Source organism: Kribbella sp. CCNWLW201 (assembly GCF_037203805.1).
GTDB lineage: Bacteria > Actinomycetota > Actinomycetes > Propionibacteriales > Kribbellaceae > Kribbella.
This window is the reverse complement of record NZ_JBBCBQ010000011.1, coordinates 130,644-150,264: the sequence shown is the minus strand read 5'-3', so window position 1 is coordinate 150,264 and position 19,621 is coordinate 130,644. Positions and strand designations below refer to the sequence as shown.

16 protein-coding genes are annotated in these 19,621 nt (G+C 67.7%); 6 read left to right on the top strand and 10 right to left on the bottom strand.

The features are described from left to right. Positions 1-378: 378 nt before the first annotated feature. Entirely contained in the window at positions 379-687 is a 309-nt protein-coding gene (locus V9K99_RS35100) for an AzlD domain-containing protein (protein ID WP_337009597.1), read from the bottom strand. Further along, positions 684-1,364, bottom strand: coding sequence for an AzlC family ABC transporter permease (locus V9K99_RS35095; RefSeq protein ID WP_337009596.1), 681 nt, complete (start codon positions 1,362-1,364; stop codon positions 684-686). Before V9K99_RS35095 ends, V9K99_RS35100 begins: the two co-directional genes overlap by 4 nt. A gap of 67 nt (positions 1,365-1,431) precedes the next feature. Here V9K99_RS35095 and V9K99_RS35090 point away from each other — a divergent pair, with 67 nt between their 5' ends. Beyond that, entirely contained in the window at positions 1,432-2,709 is a 1,278-nt protein-coding gene (locus V9K99_RS35090; protein ID WP_337009595.1) for an NAD(P)/FAD-dependent oxidoreductase, read from the top strand. A 19-nt stretch (positions 2,710-2,728) separates the two neighbouring features. Further along, on the top strand, positions 2,729-3,298 hold the full coding sequence (locus tag V9K99_RS35085; RefSeq protein WP_337009593.1) for an OsmC family protein: 570 nt from the start codon (positions 2,729-2,731) through the stop codon (positions 3,296-3,298). Between the two features lie 76 nt (positions 3,299-3,374). Here the strand turns inward: V9K99_RS35085 and V9K99_RS35080 are convergent, their stop codons facing one another. From V9K99_RS35080 to V9K99_RS35045, 8 genes are all read right to left on the bottom strand, one after another. Continuing rightward, the gene (locus V9K99_RS35080) at positions 3,375-4,922 is read right to left on the bottom strand and encodes an alpha/beta fold hydrolase (protein ID WP_337009591.1); all 1,548 of its coding nucleotides are present in this window, start codon (positions 4,920-4,922) and stop codon (positions 3,375-3,377) included. A gap of 76 nt (positions 4,923-4,998) precedes the next feature. Beyond that, complete coding sequence (locus V9K99_RS35075) at positions 4,999-6,774, bottom strand: bifunctional metallophosphatase/5'-nucleotidase (protein WP_337009616.1); 1,776 nt, start codon at positions 6,772-6,774, stop codon at positions 4,999-5,001. A 433-nt stretch (positions 6,775-7,207) separates the two neighbouring features. Then, positions 7,208-8,749: an FG-GAP-like repeat-containing protein gene (locus V9K99_RS35070; protein ID WP_337009589.1), complete on the bottom strand. Its 1,542-nt coding sequence runs from the start codon at positions 8,747-8,749 to the stop codon at positions 7,208-7,210. A gap of 92 nt (positions 8,750-8,841) precedes the next feature. Then, positions 8,842-10,899: an NPCBM/NEW2 domain-containing protein gene (locus V9K99_RS35065; protein ID WP_337009587.1), complete on the bottom strand. Its 2,058-nt coding sequence runs from the start codon at positions 10,897-10,899 to the stop codon at positions 8,842-8,844. 32 nt (positions 10,900-10,931) lie between these two features. Then, the gene (locus tag V9K99_RS35060) at positions 10,932-12,956 is read right to left on the bottom strand and encodes an alpha-galactosidase (RefSeq protein WP_337009585.1); all 2,025 of its coding nucleotides are present in this window, start codon (positions 12,954-12,956) and stop codon (positions 10,932-10,934) included. Beyond that, the gene (locus V9K99_RS35055; protein WP_337009583.1) at positions 12,953-13,774 is read right to left on the bottom strand and encodes a carbohydrate ABC transporter permease; all 822 of its coding nucleotides are present in this window, start codon (positions 13,772-13,774) and stop codon (positions 12,953-12,955) included. Before V9K99_RS35055 ends, V9K99_RS35060 begins: the two co-directional genes overlap by 4 nt. Further along, entirely contained in the window at positions 13,771-14,715 is a 945-nt protein-coding gene (locus V9K99_RS35050; RefSeq protein WP_337009581.1) for a carbohydrate ABC transporter permease, read from the bottom strand. Before V9K99_RS35050 ends, V9K99_RS35055 begins: the two co-directional genes overlap by 4 nt. Then, positions 14,712-15,995, bottom strand: a complete 1,284-nt coding sequence (locus tag V9K99_RS35045) for an ABC transporter substrate-binding protein (protein ID WP_337009579.1) — start codon at positions 15,993-15,995, stop codon at positions 14,712-14,714. The genes V9K99_RS35050 and V9K99_RS35045 overlap by 4 nt, the downstream gene beginning before the upstream one ends. Before the next feature lie 203 nt (positions 15,996-16,198). Between V9K99_RS35045 and V9K99_RS35040 the strand changes: the two genes are divergently transcribed. From V9K99_RS35040 to V9K99_RS35025, 4 genes are read left to right on the top strand one after another with little or no spacing between them, the layout of a single operon-like run. Beyond that, positions 16,199-16,921: an SDR family NAD(P)-dependent oxidoreductase gene (locus V9K99_RS35040; protein ID WP_337009577.1), complete on the top strand. Its 723-nt coding sequence runs from the start codon at positions 16,199-16,201 to the stop codon at positions 16,919-16,921. Beyond that, positions 16,918-17,679 (top strand): FadR/GntR family transcriptional regulator, encoded by a 762-nt coding sequence (locus tag V9K99_RS35035; RefSeq protein WP_337009574.1) that lies wholly within the window; start codon positions 16,918-16,920, stop codon positions 17,677-17,679. Before V9K99_RS35040 ends, V9K99_RS35035 begins: the two co-directional genes overlap by 4 nt. Then, the gene (gene dgoD / locus V9K99_RS35030; protein WP_337009572.1) at positions 17,676-18,821 is read left to right on the top strand and encodes a galactonate dehydratase; all 1,146 of its coding nucleotides are present in this window, start codon (positions 17,676-17,678) and stop codon (positions 18,819-18,821) included. The genes V9K99_RS35035 and dgoD overlap by 4 nt, the downstream gene beginning before the upstream one ends. Next, the gene (locus tag V9K99_RS35025; protein WP_337009570.1) at positions 18,815-19,618 is read left to right on the top strand and encodes a hypothetical protein; all 804 of its coding nucleotides are present in this window, start codon (positions 18,815-18,817) and stop codon (positions 19,616-19,618) included. The genes dgoD and V9K99_RS35025 overlap by 7 nt, the downstream gene beginning before the upstream one ends. The last annotated feature ends 3 nt before the right edge of the window (positions 19,619-19,621 follow it).

The window sequence follows — 19,621 nt, the reverse complement described above, 5'->3', positions numbered from 1 at the left end:
TGCGAGCGTACCGAACGACGGGTAGTAGTCGACCCCGGCGAGCTTCGGTCACGAAGTCCAGGCGGGGAGCCGACGGCTTGACCCGACCACTACCCGTCCTTCGGTACGCACAGCGTCGTGAACATGTCGTCCCAGTGGCCGAAGACCGTGGTGCCGTGGCCGTCGCCGCCACGGACGGTGAAGGTCGACTGGGGGATACGTTCGGCGAACCACTGGCCGCCTCGGCAGCCGCGGCACCGAGTCTGGCCTGCAGCCGACCCGACGGCGTGCCGTGGTGAAAGACCACAGGCGTCCCAGCGCGATCGCCGCCCTCCCACACCTCAACAACCCGCCGCCCCGGAAGAACAACCTCCCGCCCCGCCATAAGCCGAGGGTAGTTCACAAGGTCAGGATGAGTACGGCGGCGACGCCGAGGGTGCAGGCGATGGAGATGTTCCGGGTGTGAAAGGCCACCACGGCGATCGTGGCTCCGGCTCCCAGGAGTACGGCGGCGTCGAGCGGCTCGGCGTCGCGGACCAGGGCGATGAGCTCGACCGCCACGATGGCTGCGAGCACTGCCGGTGCGAGGTACTCGAGGTGGTTGTGCAGGCGGGCCGGCAGGCGGTCGGCGGGCAGCAGCGTGATGAACGCGATCCGGAACACCCAACTGACCGCGCCGAGCACCAGCATCGACACAAGCGCGATCATCGCCGTACCGCCGATCCGGCCATCACGCCCGCGATCGCTCCACAGACGATGCCGAGCTCCGGCCGAACAAGACCAACCACAGCGGCCACGAGTCCCCCGGCGACTGCGGCCGCGACGGCTGGACGGTTCGTCAGCCGAGGCGCCAGCATGCCCAAGAACATGGCAGTTCCGACGAACACAAGGTGCGGCAGGTCAGGCAGAGCAGGGCCGGCGACCATGCCGAGGGCAACCGACGACGACCAGACCACCAGAACGAAGGACCCGAGCCAGCCCCAGTACCGTCGGAACGTCCGCAGGTCGAGGTCCGGCCGGGCGTTCGACAGCAGGTACGTCTGGTCGATGAGGAAGTGCGGTGCCAGCCATCGGAACCACACCGGCTGACCGCTGAACCGCCGCGCCAAGGACGCGCTATACAAGAGCAGTCGCGAGTTCACGAGGGCAGCCGATGCAACGACGACTGCCAGCCCGGCGCCTTGGTCGACCAGCGTGACCGCGGTCAGTTGAGCACTTCCGGCGTACACGACTGGTGCACCGACCAGCCCGGGCAAGGCGCCGAAGCCGAGCAAGGACATCGTTACGCCGAGCGTCACGCCGAACGCGACCAGGCCGAGTGCGATCGTGACGGTGTCGCGCAGCGCGAGCACAGCCGGCGACTCCTTGATCAGTACAGACTTCATGACCACAACGGTCCGCCCGCGGCCACCCACCGGCTTGGCGGCCGAGCGGCGGAATTGTGGAGAAATCGTGGAGACCGCACCTCCATCCGGCCTCCACCTCGCCGCCAAGCTTCCGGCCGCGACCCGTCGCAGAGTCGTCTCCATCGGAAGACCGGGGAGTTGGGGGCGGATCATGTACGACGTAGTCGTGGTCGGAGCGCGGTGCGCTGGAGCGGCCACCGCGATGTTGCTGGCGAGGATGGGCCACAACGTCGTGATGGTGGACAAGGCGCGACTGCCGAGCGACACACTCTCGACGCACGGACTCATTCGCGGCGGTGTGGTCCAGCTGCACCGCTGGGGACTGCTCGACCGCGTCTTCGCGAGCGGAGCGCCCGAGGTCACGCACGTGAAGTTCGCGATCGAGGGCGACACGAAGGTACGGCGAATCAAGGAACGCGCCGGCGTGGATGTGCTGGTCGCCCCGCGCCGCCACGTGCTGGACAGCTTGCTCGCCGAGGCCGCGCTGGAGTCCGGCGCGGAGCTGCGAACCGGCGTCACTGCAACCGGTCTACTGCGCTCAGACGACGGACGCGTCACCGGCATCACCGGCCGGTCCGCGAACGGCGACCGGGTCGAGTTGTCCGGCCGCATCGTCGTCGGAGCGGACGGTCGCCGGTCACGGATGGCCGAGTACTTCGGGGCTGAGACGCTGGAGCAATTCATCTCGCCGTGCGCGGTCTTCTATACGTACGTGACCGTTCTGCGCTCGGACACCTACGAGTTCCACATCGCACCGGATGCCTTCGCCGGCGTCTTCCCGACCAACGACGGCGAGGCGTGTGTCTGGCTGATCCGGCCGACCCCGCTGCTGGAGTCGATCCGTACGGCGGGCTCCGAACGGACCGCGGCGTTCGTCGAGCAGCTCGAACTGCTCGTGCCCGACCTCGGCCGGCGAGTCCGCGCCGGCCGCGTTATGGCACCGCTGCGCGGGACCGCTGATCTACAAAACTATCGTCGACAATCCTACGGTCCAGGGTGGGCGCTTGTCGGCGATGCCGGCTACCACCGGGATCCGATCACCGGCCACGGCATCACCGATGCCTTCCGTGATGCGGAGTTGCTGGCCGCCGCGATCGACGACAGCCTCCGCGACGCAACGGACGAGCCGGCCGCGATGACGTCGTACCAGGAAACCCGTGACGCGATGGCGCGCGAGGTCTTCGGCCTGACCCGTGGGCTGACCGCCTTCCCACCGCCAAACCGCTTCGTCGAGCTGCAGCTCCAGCTCAGCGAGGCACTCGAGCACGAGGCCGACCGGCTGGCCTCGTTTCCCGGCCGCGAGGCCACCAGTTCAGCCGCCTGATCCGGAAAGGAACAGCACCATGACCACCACCGCAACCCGCAGTCCGCGCAACGGCGTGGACACCCCGACGCTCTTCGCCACGCTCGACGCGGTCAAGGCACAGCCGGAGATCGCCCGCTTCCAGTTCCGCGCCACCAACCGGTGGATCAGCGGCACCCACAATCGCGGCACGATCAACGGGTACTACGGCGCCGGACAGGAACACGAGCGCCCATCAGCCTTCACCTTCGACGCGGACCACCCGCCGGTCCTGGTCGGCAACGACAACGGCCCCACCCCGGCCGAGTACTTGCTGCAGGCACTGGCCGCCTGCCTCACCAGCGGTCTGGCGAACATCGCCGCCGCTCGGGGCATCGACCTCGAGGAGGTCACGTCGACGGTCGAGGGCGACATCAACCTGCTCGGCATCCTCGGCCTCGACCCGGAGGTGCGCAACGGATACGAAGCGATCCGCGTCGTCTTCCACGTCAAGGGAGACGCCGAGGCCGAGAAGCTGGCCGCCTTGGTCGAGCAGTCGCGCATGCGCTCGGCCGTGTACGACGTGATCACCCACGGCGTCCCGGTCACGATCGACGTCGCGACCGGCTGATCCCCACCGGCCGCCACTCGCACCTCGGGTCGCGGTCGCCACCGGCCGGTCTGCCCTTCCCCGGGCAGGCCGGCCGTCATTGCGCGGCGACCGCGCGGAACACCGGTTCGCCACCATCGACTGCAGGCTCGGTCACGACACCCGAGCCCGCCAGCAGGTCACGCACGCCCGGCGTAAGCCACAACGACCCCGGCGCGGCCTTGTCGGCCAGGGAGATGGCGACCTGTACGCCGTACGCGTCGAGCTCGATCTCGTCCCGCGGGACCTCCGCGATCGCGACCCCGAGCTGGTCGGCGCCGTGCAAGTGTGCGAGTCCGGCGCGCACTGCCGTGGCGGGACCGTCGAACAGCACCACCGTCCGGCCACCCCGATCAGAGCACCGGCGTCCGCCCGCTTCCACCAGTCTCGATGCCAGGTCACCGACTCGTGGTCCGGCCGGCGCAGCCACGGCGGCAAGAGCCAGCGGGCCGGCTGCCGGCGCAGGCAGGTCCCGCACGAACCGCTCGATCGGGTCGAGGATCTGGTCCGGGTTCCCGGAGACGAAATGGTCGGCACCGTCCAGCAACTCCAACCGTGCGCCCGGAATGCGCTCGGCGATGTAGTGGGCTCCTCCGACATCGATGAGCGCGTCACCGACCCGATGGAGCACCAAAGTCGGTACCCGAACCGCAGGCAAGGCGTCCCGCACGTCCACGAGCGAGTTCATGTCGAGCAGCGCACGCACGGTCGACGGCGTCGCGGACGCTCGCATGCGCTGGGCCCACCACCGCTGCATCGGTACGTCGGCCGACGGGCAGCGCATCCGCATGTCCGCCTCCCAGTCCCACCGGTTCACCAGCTGATCGGTGTAGACCCTCCACACCTCCTGGGTCTGCGCCCACGGATAGTCCTCCGTCCAGACCCGCTTGGCGTAGCTGCCGTACAGGACCAGTCCCGCGACCCGCTCGGGATGGGTCGCCGCACACAGGATCGCCATCGGCCCACCCTCGGAGTACCCGACGAGGACCGCCCGGCGCGATCCGACCGCGTCCATGACCGCGAGTACGTCGTGCATCCGCGTCTCGAGGTCCGGCAGACCCGATGGCCGATCCGACATCCCGGTGCCGCGCTTGTCGAACCGGATCAGCCGGCCGAACGATCCCAACCGGTGCAGGAAGTGCGCATGCCGGGGATCGCCCCAGTCCAGCTCGAGATGCGACACGAACCCCGAGATCAGCACGATGTCGAGCTCCCCGCCGCCGGTCACCTGGTACGCGATGTGGAGACCGTCGCTGACGGTGTAGCGGATCGGATCGATCGCCCGGAGCTCGGCCCGTGCCTCGACCGGCGCCACGAAACGGTAGCCCCGGCCGTGCAAGGTGCGGATCAGCCGCTGACTGTGGCCGTCGTCCCCGAGCGCCCGCCGTACCTGCTTGATCCGGCTCGTCACCGCCGTCTCGCTGACGAACCGCCCACCCCAGACGGTGTCCATCAGTTCCTCTTTCGCGACCACCCGGTCACGGTGCGAGACCAGATAGGCGAGCACATCGAACGCCTGCGGCTCCAATGGCACCGGCACACCGGCCCGGCGTACCTCGAACAAGGCCGGGTCGAACTCCAGGTCTCCGTCGAACGCGAGCACCACATCTCGACTATGCCACCGGAACCCCTCGTTCGGCCCGGGCTCGTGAACGAGTTGTCCTCGAGCCCGGGCCGAACGGTCAACCCTTCTGAGTCATCCGGGTGAGCGGCGCCGGGGTCAGGGTGTTGTGGGTCCTGAGGTAGTCGGCGAAGGTCTCGTGGTCGGTGTTGTTGCGAACCGGGTTGGTGTAGTTCGCCTTGAACGCCGTGTACCCGTCTCCACCGATGACCGTGTAGGCCAGCGTCGCGACGCGGTAGGTCTTGCCCGGGTCCAGCGCGACACCGTCGATCTTCACGTCCGCCGGGTCGACCCGATCGCCGACTGGACGGCCGGCGTCGTACGAGTAGGCGACGTTCCCCGACACCGCGAGCGGCGCGAACTTCACCGTCCCGTCGGCCTGGGTCTGCCACTGCTGCTCGAGTACGGCGTCCAGCGCTTCACCGGTCAGGCTCACGGTCAGGACCGGGTTGCCGTACCCGTAAGCCTCCCACGACTCACCGAGCAGCACCCGGCCGTCGGCGTCGCCCGGCTTGTTGCTGTTCGCAACCAGGAGGTCGCCGCGCAACGCCGTACTGCCGACCGCGGGCTTGGCGGCGACCAGGCCGAGGTCGGCGGGGCCGTTCCGGCGGGCGGTCCACAGGTGTACGTCGGCCGCCAGGTCAGCGAAGGTGCTCTCGCCCGCGGCGTTCGCCGTACGCGTGAAGTCACCGGTGATGGTCGCGACGGGCTCGGCGTATTTGCGGGCTCCGGCGGTTGTCCAATAGTCGACAATCCTCTGGAGCTTGGCGTCCGGGGTGACGTCGCGGGTGACGGGATGGTTGGTCGACGTGGTCTGATCGCGGAGGACCTCACCGGTACGGCGGTCCAACTGCAGGTTGATCTCGTTGATCAGCCGGCCGTGGTTGGCCGCCTCGACCACCGGGCGCGGGTTGCCGGCCGGGTCGGGGATGCTGCAGTTGAACGCCGTGTGCCAGTGACCGGTGACGATCGCGTCGACCTCCGGCGTCACTCTGCGAGCCAGCTCGATCGCCGGACCGCTCGGGTTGACGCAGTCATTGTACGTCGCCGACGCGTCGGTCCCGCCCTCGTGCATGTTCAGCACGATCGCCTTCACGCCACGCTTCGTCAGCTCCGCCGCGGCCGCGTTGGCCGCCTTGAGCGGTTCGAGAGCCTTCAGATCCGGCTGGAACGACGTCGAGCCGACAGGCGTGTCGGGGACGGTCAGGCCGATGAAGCCGACCGGATACGAGCGGCCGTGGTCCTGGACCCAGCGGATCGTGTACGGCGCCACGATCGTGCGGCCCTTGGCGTCGACGATGTTGGCCGACTGGAACGAGAAGTCGGCACCGTGGAAGCGGCGGCCGGTCGAGTCGGTGAAGCAACTGTCCACGCCGATCGTTCCGAAGCACTTGCCGTTGGCCATGTGGTCGACCAGGAAGCTCTTCGACACGTCGAGCTCGTGGTTGCCGACGCTGTCGAACTCCACCCCGAGCGCGTTCATCACCTCGATGGTCGGCTCGTCGGCATGGACGTCGACCTCGAACGGCCAGCCGGCGAAGCTGTCGCCCGCGGCGAAGAAGACCGAGTTCTGCTTCCCGGCCCGGAGATTCTTCAGATGCGTCGCCAGGTACGCCGCTCCGCCGACGGTGAGCTGTTGACCGTTGGGCCCGGCGATGGTGCCGCCGTCAGCCGGCGACGGGGGCCGCAGGTAGCCGTGGAAGTCGGTGATCGAGACCAGCTGCACCGGTACCGATGTGGTAACAGCGTCCGCGGACGAGCCGAACGCGGCGGGGCTCAGGCCGGCCGCGAGCACCGCGGCGAGGGCGGCGGCGCGGGCACGTCGGGGGCGAAGCATGCGCACAAGTGTCTCCTCAACTGTCCGGACAAGCATTTTCCGACAAGATGAGACTGCCCTACGATGAACGCCGCGTCACCAGCAAACGGCGAGTCGCCGAATCCGGAAAGAATCTGCCCACCCGGCCCTGAGACACCCCCTGCCCACCACCCCGGCGATCTGATCAAATACCAAGGTGGTGGCCGGCGGTCCCGCGAAGCCGCCGGTCACCACCCACCGGGGCGACCCCCAAACTCAGTGGTCATCCCCTCAGTTCGGGGGTTGCCCACCGAGATTCCGAGTAGGCAACCCCCAACCCCGACAGTCATCCCTCCAAACCGGGGGTTGCCCACCGAGATCGGGGGTTGCCCACTGAGATCGGGGGTTGCCCACCGAGATTCTGAGGGGGCCACCTCCCAGCTCAGTGGTTATCCCCTGGGATTGGGGTTGGGGCTCAGCTGTTCCAGCCGGAGCCTTCGAGGGTGCGGGGGCCCAGGGCGTTGGGCTTGCCGGTGTAGAGGTACATCTGGCCGGTGGTGTTGAGGACCGTGATCAGGTCGGGGATCTTGTCGCCGTTCAGGTCGCCGACGCCGGTCAGCGAGCGCATCCCGTTCCACCCGCCGGTGCCGATCTCGACTCGCGCCGTACCGCCGGAGAACGACAGGCCCTTGTAGAGCCACAGCTTCCCGGTCTTCGAGTCGACGGCGACGAAGTCCGGCTTCCCGTCGCGGGACAGGTCGCCGACCGCGGTCAGCTTGGTCAGCCCGGCCCACTTGCTGCCGATCTGCTTGCGCGGGCCGAACCCGTTCGCCTTACCCGGGTACGCCCACAGGATGTTCGTCGCCTTCTCGATCGCGACCAGGTCCCGCTGCGAGTCGCCGATGATGTTCCCGATCCCCATCAGGTCCCGCATCCCGTTCCAGCCGCTGCCGGCGACCAGCACCCGGGTCGAACCGGACATGCTCGGCCCCTTGAACAGCCACAGCTTGCCGGTCGACTTCTCGACAGCGGTCAGATCCGGTACGCCGTCACCCGTCAGGTCGCCGACCGGCGAGAGCTCGGTCATCGCGTTCCACCCGGTGCTGAGCTTGACCGCGCTGCTGCCACCGGAGAACGCGCCTTTGCCGTTGTTCGTGTACCGGTACAGCGCCCCGTCCTGACGGTCGACGGCGACCATGTCGTCGAGGCCGTCACCGCTCAGGTCACCGGCGTTCGTCAGGTCCACATCGGAGTGCGCGGACACGTACGACAGGCCGTACTGCTGCATCGTCTTGTTCAGCGCCGCGGCCGACAGCGTGTGCGTACCGCCGGTCGGCTTCCACGGGTCCCACACCGTCAGCGTCTTCTTGTTCAGGTCGTACCCGTAGACCAGGATCGCGTGACCGTAGTGCCCGCTCATCCCCTTGTTCCAGGGCAGCTTCTCCATCCAGACGCCGATCTTGGGCGCCCGCTTGAGGATGCCGATGTCGTGCGCGGCCCAGTTCAGCAGGTTGGTCGCGCTGTCGGTGGTGTTGGTGTCCCAGACCGAGTACCCGAGCGGGTTGACGTAGCTGTTGATGACCGGCAGCGCGGTCTTGTCGTACGTCCCGGATGTCGTCGTACCCATCTTCTTCGCGAGCGTCTGCTGGGTGACGTTCACTCCGAAGGTCCCGAGGCTGACCGCGCTCGACGCCGGCACGCAGTTGTAGTTGGTGCTCTGGTAGACGCCCTTGATCTTCAGCTTGCCCGTAGTCGGCAGCGCAGCGACAGCGGTCTGTGGCGTCGCCATCGCTGCCTTCCGGGGCTGCCCGGCAACGGTTGCGGGTTGCATCGACCCGCTGGCGATCATGGGCGCGGCGGCCGCGACGTCCTCGGTGCTCAGGGCAACAGAGCCGGTCTCCGGCGGCGTCTCCGCCCCCGCCTTCGTGTCCGCCGTCGCGACGTGCACCACGCCGCCGACGACGAGCCCGAGGCTCACCACCACTGCACTACCGAGCTTCAACTGCCGACGCGTCATCCAGTCCTACCTTGGCGGATCGATAAACAGACGCCAACCCAAACACACCGAAGGGGCAGACCGGTCACCGGCCTGCCCCTTCGGATCGTGACTCAACAGGTAGCTGTCGGAGCAGCCCAATCGGCGCGATCGTTGTAGCCGCCGTCTCCCGCATCGCCGACGAACAGGTCGAGTACGCGTACGCCGGTCAGGTCCACATCGACCGCCTTCGGGTGGTCCCGATCGACCACACCGCTGTCGTACAGAACCTTGCCGTCGCCAATCACCTGGAACGTCGCCGTGCCGCCTTCCGGCCCGACGTTGCGCACGGCATCGTCGATCCCGACGGTCCCGGTCAGCCGGGTGCACGCCTTGCCCAGGTAGTACCGGACGGTCGACGGCGAGGCGACACCGATGCCTGTCGGGTACGTCGTCCCGACCAGGCTGATCGGGGATCCGCCGCCGACGCTCTCGTCCACGGTCGGCGACATCCAGCCGCTGGTGGCGCTGATCCAGTCGTGGTGGGACAGCGCGACCGTCCCGTCCGGGGGCTCCGGTGCGACCACGACCGGTGACACGGTCGTCTGCCGCTGGACGCCGTACCCGATCGTCTCGTACGACGTCGACGCGGTGAGGCTCGCGGATCCGGGTGCGGCGCCGGCGGGGAGCTTCACGGTGAAGGCGAAGGTCGCCTGCCTGCCGCCGGCAAGGTACGTCGGTGCCGCGGTCAACGACTTCACGGTCCACCCGGTGCCACCGGCAACAGTCACGGCCGGCTTGAACACGGGTACCAACCCGTCGTTGCGGACAGCAACCTGAACGGTCAGTTCGTCGCCACCGGCAACCACCGGCGCGACACCCTCGGGTTGCGGGTCGATGCCGACCTTGGTCACCTGCGGGATCCCCGCGGTCACATGCGGGATCCCGGGTACGCCGGTGGCCGGCGTCACCCGGAAGAGCGCCGTACCGTGAGCCGGGACGGCCGCGCTGATCGTGCCGGCGCTCTCGGTGACGGAGTTCGTCCAGGCGTTCTTCAGCGTGAACCGCGCACCCGACAGACCGACCGCGGCGGCCGTCGTGGTCAGCGTCTTCGCGCTGTCACCACGGTTCAGCAGTACGACGGCACGCCCGCCGTCCGCGAGTCGCTTCACCCAGGTCTCCGTCGTACCCGCCGCGCCGACTCGAACGGCCTGGACCGCGGCCCGGTCCTGGTTGATCGCGATGACGTCAGGATCGGTCAGGGTGGCGATCGACGTCGCGCTCAGCTTGCGCACGTCGCTGCCGATGACGAGCGGCGCCGCGGCCACGGCCCACAGGGTGAACTGGCTGCGGAACTCCTCGTCCGACATGCCGAGCTCGGGACCGAGGTAGTCGGGATCGCTGAACGCACCAGGCTTCACCACCTCAGGGTGCCGCGCGTTGGCGTCGTAGTTGCGCAGTACGTCCTTGAACTTGATGTCACCGAGGAAGCCGACATCCGTGTAGGTTCGCCACGATTGCGCGATCCCGGGCGCGTACGACCACGAGTTGATCGACTGCTGGGACTCCGGATAGTTGCCCCAGTCCGGCGAAGTGACCGGGTTACAGAGGTTGAAGATCATCGGCCGGTGGCTCGCGTTGTTCCGAAGCGCCTGGGCGAACTCGGTGAACACCGTCTTCGGGTCGAGGTCCGCCGCGATACCGCAGAGGTAGTCGACCTTGACCGCATCGAAGCCCCACGCGGCGAACTGGTCCGCGTCGCGCTGGTAGTAGCCGCCACTGCCGAGCCCGCACTTGCCGGGGATGTACGGACCGGCGTCGGTGTAGATGCCGGCCTTCAGCCCCTTGCTGTGGATGTAGTCGACGAGCGGCTTCAGCCCGTTCGGGAACTTGGCCGGATTCGGCTGCAGGTCGCCGGCCGCACTCCGCGGTACGTCGGCCTGCCAGCCACCGTCGAGCCAGACGATGTCGTAACCGGCCTTCGCGAGACCGCGGCTGACCAGTGAGTCGGCCACGGACTTGACCGAGTCTTCGGTGAAGTCACCGCCGAGACCGTAGTACGTGTTCCAGCCCATGTACGGCGTCGGGCTGAGCACGTCGGCCTGTGGCGATGCATTGGCTGTTGTGGCGGTGGTGACGAGCGAGGCGGTCACCAAAGCCGCCGCGATCACCCCGCCGAGAAGTCGCTTCATCTGTTGTCCTTTGCTGCCGTTGAGCGGAACGGTCAGTCGACTGCTTCGACGACCAGGCAGTTCGAGTCGGTCGATCCGTCCCAGCGGACGCCGACCTGCAGCAGATAGCTGCCCGGGTGGATCTCATCGCCCACCCGGTAGTTCGTCGCGGGATCCAGCTGGACGAGCGGCACGCGTCGCGGCCTGGTCGGCAACGTCCCGCGTACGTTGCCGTCACCCGTCTCCCACAGAAAAACCACGGACCGTTCGGCGCCGACGTACTGCAGGCCGGCGCTCAGTTCATGGACGTTGCCGTTGACAACCACATCGCGGATCGTCTTGTACTGCGCGATGTGTCGTTGTGCCGTCTTGAGTTGATCGTCGGTCCACCGCGAGAGGTCGGCGCCGATCCCGAGCACACCCGACATCGCCACGTGGAACCGGAAGTCGAGCGACCGCTCGCGGCCGTCATGGGTGCCGACGGCATCGGTCACCCACGAGCTCATCAGGTGCGGCGCGTAACCGGTCAGGAATCCCCGCTGGATCCTGAGCCGATCCAGCGGGGCAGTGTTGTCACTCGGCCACAGCGTATCGACCCGGGCGGCCATCCCGAGGTCGACCCGTGCGCCGCCGCCCGCGCATCCCTCGACGTACACGCCGGGATGCTCGGCCCGCAGCCGGTCGAGGATCGCGTACAGGTTGGCGACGACACGACCGTCGAGGTCCCGCCGCTGATCGCCCGCGTCGAGCCGCGGCCGGTTCGCGTCCCACTTCAGATAGCTGATCCGGTACGACGACAGCAGTCGATCGAGCGTGGTCCAGATGAACTCGGCCACGTCGTCGCGACTCAGATCGAGCAGCAACTGATTGCGGACCAGGAGCGGCTCACGACCGTCGGTGCGCAGGATCCAGTCCGGATGCTCGGCCGCGAGAGCCGATCCCGGGCTGACCGACTCCGGCTCGACCCACAGCCCGAAGTCCAGCCCGACGTCCTCGAGTTGCGCGATGAACGTGTCGAGGCCATCCGGGAACTTGGCCGGGTCGACGTCCCAGTCGCCGAGTCCGTGGCGATCGTCGGTCCGCCCGGTGAACCAGCCGTCGTCCACCACGAACGTCTCCACGCCGATGGACGCAGCCCGCTTCGCGAGCTCCAACTGGTGTTCGGCGCGGACGTCGAACTCGGTCGCGAACCAGGAGTTGTACAAGACCTTCGGCGTACTTTGGCGGGAGAAGGATCGCTGATACTCGTGGAAGACGCGCGCCACGCCCTCGGCTCCCTCGACGCTGCACGCCCCGACGGCCTTCGGTGCGACCCATGACTCCCCCGGCGCCAGCTTGAGGCCGAGGGTGGACGGAGCTCGGCCGGCCTGAATCCGGGTCTGCCCGGTCGTGTCCACCTCGGCCGACATCTCCCAGGACCCGGTCCATGCCAGTTGGACGCCGTACCCGCCCACCGAAAGGAACGGTGAGTAGGAATGGCCGGTGATTCCCTGGTGACTCCCGATACAGAATCGTCCCCGGTCGAGGCTCACCTCGCCCTGCTGGAACTCGCTGTTCCACTCACCCCACAGATAGCGGACCGGCCCATGTGTCGGGATGACGAAGGCGGCGGAGTCGTGCCGATGCAAGGTGAGCTCTTCGGAGCTGTCGTTGTGCACCGACACCCACCGCTCCACCACATCCCCGACCATCCGGTAATGCAGCACAACCCACACCGACCGCACATCATCGACAAACTCCAATTGCAACTCCCCACCCGAGCGAGGGGCATCCGCAGGTTCAAGCGTCCTCGCCGGGGTCTTGGCTGCTCCGGCGAAGACTGGGCGGAGTTCGTCGGAGCCGTCCGGACCACTCACCACCAGCTCAACGGGAGCGCCGTACCGGACTCCTCGGACGGCGTACTCCAGCGGCTCCACGTCCGCGCGAGGAAGGAAGTGTTCAGTGCCGACCGGGGCAACCGTAGAAGGGCCTTCGGCAACCGTATGTGGGCCCCAGGCAACCAGCTCTGCCCACCGGCCGTGGTCCGGGACGCCGACGACATACGACGTGGTGGCACCGCGCAACGTCCAGGTCTTCACTTGACGGCTCCGATCGCGAGACCGCCGACGAAGTGCTTCTGGAACCGGAGGAACACGGCGACGGTCGGGACCGCTGCGATGACAGTGCCGGCGGCGATCACGTTCCAGGACGAGACGAACAACCCTTGCAGACCGAGAAGCGCCGGCGTGACCGGCATCTTCTCGCCGGAGCGGATCACAGTGATCGACCAGAGCAGGTCGTTGAAGATCCAGGTGAACGACAGCGCACCGAGCGCCGCCAGCGCCGGCCGGGTCAGCGGCAGGATCACACTCGCGTAGATCTTCCCCGGCCCGGCCCCGTCGATCGTCGCCGCCTCCTGGATCTCCCGCGGCAGATCCCGCATGAACCCGTGCAGCACGAAGGTGTAGAACCCCAGCCCGAACCCGACATGTACGGCGATCAGCGCGATGAGTGTGTCGTAGTACCCGATCAGTTCCACGAACCGCGAGATCGGGATCAGCAGGATCTGCGGCGGCAGCAGGTTCCCCATCAACATCAGCAGCAGCACGGTCCGCCGGAACGGGATGTTGTACCGGGCCAGCCCGTACGCCGCCAACGACGCGAGCCCGAGACTCAGCAGCACCGCCGGGATCGTCACCAGCAGACTGTTGATCAGGGCCCGGAACTCGTCCGCGTCCTCCCACGCCGATTTGTACGTCGAGAACGTGAACGAATGCGGCAACGACCCGAGCCCGTTCGCGGCGACGTCGTCGAAGCTGCGGAACGAGATCACGATCACCCAGAGGATCGGCGCGACCCACAGGAACGAGATAAGCCCCATCGCCACGTGGTAGCCGGACGTCTTGAGGCGATTCATGTCTCCTCCCGGAAGGCACGGATCAGGTAGCCGAGGATCACGGCCAGTGCGAGCAGGAAGATCACCACGGCCAGCGCGGACGCGTAGCCCAGCTGGGTGGATTGGAACGCGGTCGAGTACATGTAGGTGCTGAGCAGCTCGGACGAGTGGTACGGACCGCCCTTCGTCATCGACCAGACGATGTCGAAGGATCTCAGCGAGTCGATCACGATCACCGACAGCACGACCGAATTCACGCCCTTGAGCTGCGGGATCGTCACGTACAGGGTCCGCTGCCAGGCACTCGCGCCGTCGACCTTTGCCGCTTCGTAGAGCGCGGGGTCGACCGCCTTCAGGCCGGCCAGATACAGCACCATCACATAGCCGATCTGACGCCACAGGGCCGGCACGATGACGGCGTACAGGGCGGTGTCGGGGTCGGCGAGCCACGGCCGGACGAAGTCGCCCAGGCCGATGGTCCGCAGGATGGTGTCGACCAGTCCGTCCGGCTGGTAGAAGACACGCCAGATCAGCGCGGTGACAACCAGCGAGAAGACGACCGGGGTGAACAACGCGGCGCGGTAGATGCCGACGCCGCGGCGCTCCCGCTGCAGCAGCAACGCCATCCCGAAGCCGCCGATCACACTCAGCCCGCCGAACAGCACGAGCCAGATCGCCGTGTTCTTCAACGCGGTCCGGAAGATCGGATCCGACACCATGTCGCTGAAGTTCCCGAACCCGACGAACGTCGGCGCCGACAGCCCGTCCCAGTCGGTCAAGGCCAACCAGAACCCCTGCAGTGCGGGCCAGAACACCCACACCGCCTCGACCGCGAACGGCACGAAGACGAACACGAGGATGAGCGGCGAAACGCGTCGCGGCCCATTTCTCGGCGTACGGCGAGGTCCGGCGGCCGGACCGTCACCGGTCCGGCTGCGCGGCTCCACTGCTGTAGCGGTCACGCCTTGAAGACCTTCTCGGCCGCGGTCTGCCAGGTCTTCAGGATCTGGTCGATCTGGTCCGGCTTGTCCAGGAACTTGGTCAGTGCGGCGTCGGCGGTCGGCTGGAGCGCGTCACTCGAGTCCCGGTTGAAGAACTGGGTCAGCTCCGCCGCGCTCTCGATCATCGCCTTGCCCTTCTTCACCAGCGGCGTGTCGGCGGCCTTCCCGTCCGGGTTCGCCGGGATCGCCGTACCGGAGGAGTTCTGCACGTAGATCTCCTGCGCCTCGGCCGTCGCCAGCCAGGTCATGAACTTCTTCACCGCCTCCGGATCCTTCGCCTTCTTCGACGCGAAGTACCCGTCGGTCGGCGCCTCTTCGGCCACGGGTACGGCGGGATCGATGATCGGGAACTGGAAGAAGTCGATGTCGTCCAGCGCGTCCTTCGGTGCCGAGTCGGCGAAGAACGTGCCGATCAGGAACATCCCGGTCTTGCCGCCCAGCAGCGCCGACGTCGCCTCCTGGAACGGGAACGACTTGCCCTTCGGGTCGAAGTACGGCAGCACCTCGCGCCACTTGGTGAACACCGCCTTCACCTTCGGGTCGTCGAAGCGGCCCTCGCCGGCCAGCAGTTGCCGGTGGAACGGCGCACCGTTGATCCGGATGTTCAGGTAGTCGAACCAGGCCGACGCGACCCACGGGGTGTCGCCGAGCCCGATGCCGATCGGCGGGATGCCCTTGCTCTGGATCGTCTTGCACACCTGGACGAACTCGTCCCAGGTCTTCGGCGGGGTGACGCCCCACTTGGCGAAGTTCGACTTCCGGTAGAACATGCCCCACCAGTAGTAGCTGGTCGGCACGAAGATCTTCTGTCCGTTGCTGCTGGTGGACAGCGTCTGCATCGACTGCGGGTAGTTCTTCAGGCCGTCCCAGACGCTGGTGACGTCGAGCAGCAGGTCCTTCTTCGCGTACGAGTCGGCGACCGAACCGGCGTACCAGGTGTAGACGTCCGGCGGGTTCGCCGAGGTGAGGTAGGTCGGCAGCTGGGTCCGGAAGATCTCCGACGCGACCGTGTTCAACTTGACTTGAGATCCGCCGGTTTTGTTATAGGCGGCAACGAGTTTCTCCATCGCGGCCTTGGCCTGCTCGCTGGAGAGATTCGACTGCAGCGCGAGCTCGCCGGTGGCCGCGCCGCCGCTGCCCGGACTCTGCGTCGAGGTCGCACAGCCCGGGACCAGGGCGGCTGCCCCGAGCACTCCGAGCCCCTTGAGGAACGTCCGCCGATCTGCTGCCAGACCCGTCATGCCAACTCCTGAAATCGCCTCGACGGCCAGATCTGAGTCGGGCCGGCCGAGTGAGTGGTGTGTTGCCGACGATCTTGCGGCGAGGGCTCGCAGGTGTCAATATTAATTCGTAAATTACGAGCAAATCGCTTGACGTGACGATGAGGTCACGGTCAACTGGTGCCTCGTTCATCGGTGCAAAGAGTTGGCTCGAGGAGGCGCGGGTGCGGTTGGCGGGGCGGGTGATCGTGGTGACCGGAGCCGCGTCGGGGATCGGTGCTGCCTGTGTCGAGCGGCTGCTGGCTGACGGCGCTTCGGTGGTGCAGGTCGACGTACAGCCGTGCAAGGAGGTGCCGGGCCGCGCGATCGCCGTACTGGGTGATGTCGCGGCGCCCGAAACCTGGGCCGAGGTGCGGTCACGCGGCCGCGACGAGCTCGGACCGATCGACGGATTCGTCAGCAACGCGGTCTTCGTCGACGTGAAACCGGCCCACGAACTGTCGCCGCCGTCCTGGCAACGGCAGCTCGACGTCAACCTGACCGCAGCCTTCCTCGGCTTCCAGTCCCTGTACGACGACCTCGCTGCCGGATCCGGCTCCGTCGTACTGGTTTCGTCGGTACACGCACTGGTCGGCCTACCGGGACACCCCGCCTACGCGGCGACCAAGGGCGCCCTGGTTGCGCTCGGACGCCAGCTCGCCGTCGAGTACGGCGGCTCCATCCGGGTGAACACTGTGCTGCCCGGCCCGATTGAGACCGCGATGTGGGACCGTGTCGATGCCGAGGGCCGGGAACAGAGTGCGAAGGCCACGGCGGTCGGCCGGCTCGGGCGGGCGGACGAGGTGGCACAGGTGGTGGCATTCCTCTTGTCGGAGGAAGCGTCGTACGTGACGGCGGCCAGCCTGGTGGTCGACGGTGGTTGGTCCGCGGTCAAGGACTCGGCATGAGGGAGAGCAGTGTGACGGGGATTCAGCGCGGTGTGCCGCGGGGACTGCACGGCCAGATCGTGCAGGTGATGGCGCAGCGCATCCTGTCCGGGCAGATCCCGGAGGGCGCGACCATCAACGTGACCGAGCTCCAGGCCGATCTCGGCGTCAGCCTGACCGCGGTTCGCGAGGCGCTCAAGGTGCTGACCGCGAAAGGGCTCGTCGACGCGCGGCAGAAGCGCGGGACCTTCGTCCGGCCGCGGTCGGACTGGAACCTGCTCGACGCGGACATGATCCGCTGGCACTTCGACGACGACGTACGACCGGAGCTGCTCGAGGAACTGCACGAGGTGCGCGGGATCGTCGAGCCGGCCGCGGCTCGGTTGGCCGCGCTGCGTGCTGAATCCGCGCACTTGGAAGCGTTGGATGTGGCGATGGCCGCGATGGAGTCGGCTACCGACGACCATGCGGCGGTGGCTGCGGACTTGGCCTTCCACCGGGCGTTGCTGGCGGCAACGGGGAACGAACTGCTGACCAAGATGGAAGTGATCATGGAGACCGGGCTGGCCGATCGCGACCGGCTGGTGCACAAGGTGAAGCCTTCGGACGACCCGGTGCCGAGTCACCGGCGCGTGCTGGACGCCATCCGCTCTGGCGACCCGGCTGCGGCCGAGTTGGCCATGCGTGAGCTGCTGGCCAAGGCCGCGGAGGACTTGACCGAGGTGCGTGGATCGTCGGCGTCTCGCGCGCGGGCGGCTGGGCGGCGGCGTCGCTCGTGAAGATCGAGAGGATCGAGACGTTCCTGGTTCCACCACGCTGGTTGTTCTGCCGGATCGAGACGAGCGACGGCGTCGTCGGCTGGGGCGAACCCGTGGTCGAGGGACGGGCCGAAGTCGTCCGGACCGCGATCGAGACCCTGTCGGAGTACCTGATCGGCCAGGACCCGTTGCAGATCGAGCGGCACTGGCAGGTGCTGTCGAAGGGCGGGTTCTACCGCGGCGGACCGGTGCTGAGCAGCGCGGTCGCCGGGCTCGACCACGCGCTGTGGGACATCGCCGGCAAGGTGTACGGCGCTCCGGTCGCATCACTGCTCGGTGGACGGGTGCGCGATCGGGTCCGCGTGTACGCATGGGTCGGAGGTGACGAGCCGGCGGCGGTGGCCGACCAGGTCTTGGAGCAGGTCGAGGCTGGGATGACCGCGGTCAAGATGAACGGGAGCGGGCGGATCCAGCCTTCGCCATCCGTTGCCGAGATCAACGACATCGTGTCCCGATTGAGCGCCGCCCGGGGTGCCCTTGGCGATACGCGGGACGTTGCCATCGATCTGCACGGACGGGTGAGTGTTGCCGGGGCGCGGCGGATCCTGCGTGCTGTCGAGGAGCTGCAGCCGTTCTTCGTCGAAGAGCCGGTGTTGCCCGAGCACATGGTGCACCTGTCCGAGGTGGTCGGCGCCTCGACGGTTCCGGTCGCGTTGGGCGAGCGGCTTTACCACCGCGCTGATTTCGTCGGGCCCCTGAACGCCGGGGTCGCGGTCGTTCAGCCCGATGTTTCGCATGCGGGTGGGATCTCGGAGCTTCGCCGGATCGCGGTGCTGGCGGACACGCACGGTGCGATGGTGGCGCCGCATTGTCCGCTCGGGCCGATCTCGCTGGCGGCGAGTCTGCAGGTCGCGTTCGCGACGCCGAACTTCCTGATCCAGGAGCAGAGCCGGGGTATCCACTACAACGTGACGAGCGATCTCACGTCGTACGTGACGGACCCGACACCGTTCACCTGGGTCAACGGTCACGCCGAGTGGAATCCCCTGCCCGGCTTGGGAATCACGGTCGACGAGGCCGCCGTCCGCACCGCCGACAAGACCGGGCACGCCTGGCGCAACCCGGTCTGGACCCACGAAGACGGCTCCTTCGCCGAATGGTGATCATCGACGCGGCCGACGGCGGCCGGTGGAAGTCACTGCAACTGATCGACAGAGAATGGCTCTGGCAAGGCCCCGGTCTTCTGAGTGGAGCCCGCACCAATCACTCAACGTTCACCGACGCCGGTGGCCTCGACGAATGCTTTCCCACCGTCCGCGGCACCCCCGATCACGGCGGTCTGTGGAACCAGCCGTGGGACAACTCGGTCAGCTACGGCGAGGCCACCCTCACCCGCACCTTCACCGAGCCCGCACCGACCCCTGCTGGCCCTTTGCTCGACCAGGTCACCGTCGACTACCACCTCCAAGCACCACCCGGCTACCGCTTCATCTGGGCCGCTCACGCCCTGCTGGACTGTGCAGTCGGAGCGGCGGTGCTGGCACCCGTCGGCACGACCTGCCGGCTCTACCCCGAAGCCGCTCCTCTGTTGCCTTCCGCTTGGCCGGCCGACGCCCCTTGGGTCGCCGCCACCTGGCCGACCTCTCTTGAGTTGGACACCTACGGGCCGTCCGACGGGACCGCCGTCGGCGCCATCTTGATGGACTGTCCGGCCGTCTCTGTCCGCGACCGCGGTGCCGTCTTGACGTTCGACCTGAGTTGCCCGGGGCAACCAGTCTCCACCGCGTTGTGGCGTAACCAGGCCGGCTTCCCGGACGAAGCGCCGTACCGGAGTCTCGGCGTGGAGCCGATGCTCGGCCGCGTCTTCGACCTCGCGGAAGCCGGCCCGGGTGACGCGGCCGTCGTACCGGCGAGCGGTGAACTGGCCTGGCGGTTGACCGTCTCCGCCAGGCCGGTCTGATGC

What these genes read in the sequence shown, in the direction of transcription:
- V9K99_RS35095 (WP_337009596.1), bottom strand. Translation starts at nt 1,364, where the DNA reads ATGAAGTCTGTACTGATCAAGGAGTCGCCGGCTGTGCTCGCGCTGCGC.
- V9K99_RS35070 (WP_337009589.1), bottom strand. Translation starts at nt 8,749, where the DNA reads ATGACGCGTCGGCAGTTGAAGCTCGGTAGTGCAGTGGTGGTGAGCCTC.
- V9K99_RS35035 (WP_337009574.1), top strand. Translation starts at nt 16,918, where the DNA reads ATGAGGGAGAGCAGTGTGACGGGGATTCAGCGCGGTGTGCCGCGGGGA.
- V9K99_RS35075 (WP_337009616.1), bottom strand. Translation starts at nt 6,774, where the DNA reads ATGCTTCGCCCCCGACGTGCCCGCGCCGCCGCCCTCGCCGCGGTGCTC.
- V9K99_RS35085 (WP_337009593.1), top strand. Translation starts at nt 2,729, where the DNA reads ATGACCACCACCGCAACCCGCAGTCCGCGCAACGGCGTGGACACCCCG.
- V9K99_RS35055 (WP_337009583.1), bottom strand. Translation starts at nt 13,774, where the DNA reads ATGAATCGCCTCAAGACGTCCGGCTACCACGTGGCGATGGGGCTTATC.
- V9K99_RS35025 (WP_337009570.1), top strand. Translation starts at nt 18,815, where the DNA reads ATGGTGATCATCGACGCGGCCGACGGCGGCCGGTGGAAGTCACTGCAA.
- V9K99_RS35100 (WP_337009597.1), bottom strand. Translation starts at nt 687, where the DNA reads ATGATCGCGCTTGTGTCGATGCTGGTGCTCGGCGCGGTCAGTTGGGTG.
- V9K99_RS35065 (WP_337009587.1), bottom strand. Translation starts at nt 10,899, where the DNA reads ATGAAGCGACTTCTCGGCGGGGTGATCGCGGCGGCTTTGGTGACCGCC.
- V9K99_RS35045 (WP_337009579.1), bottom strand. Translation starts at nt 15,995, where the DNA reads ATGACGGGTCTGGCAGCAGATCGGCGGACGTTCCTCAAGGGGCTCGGA.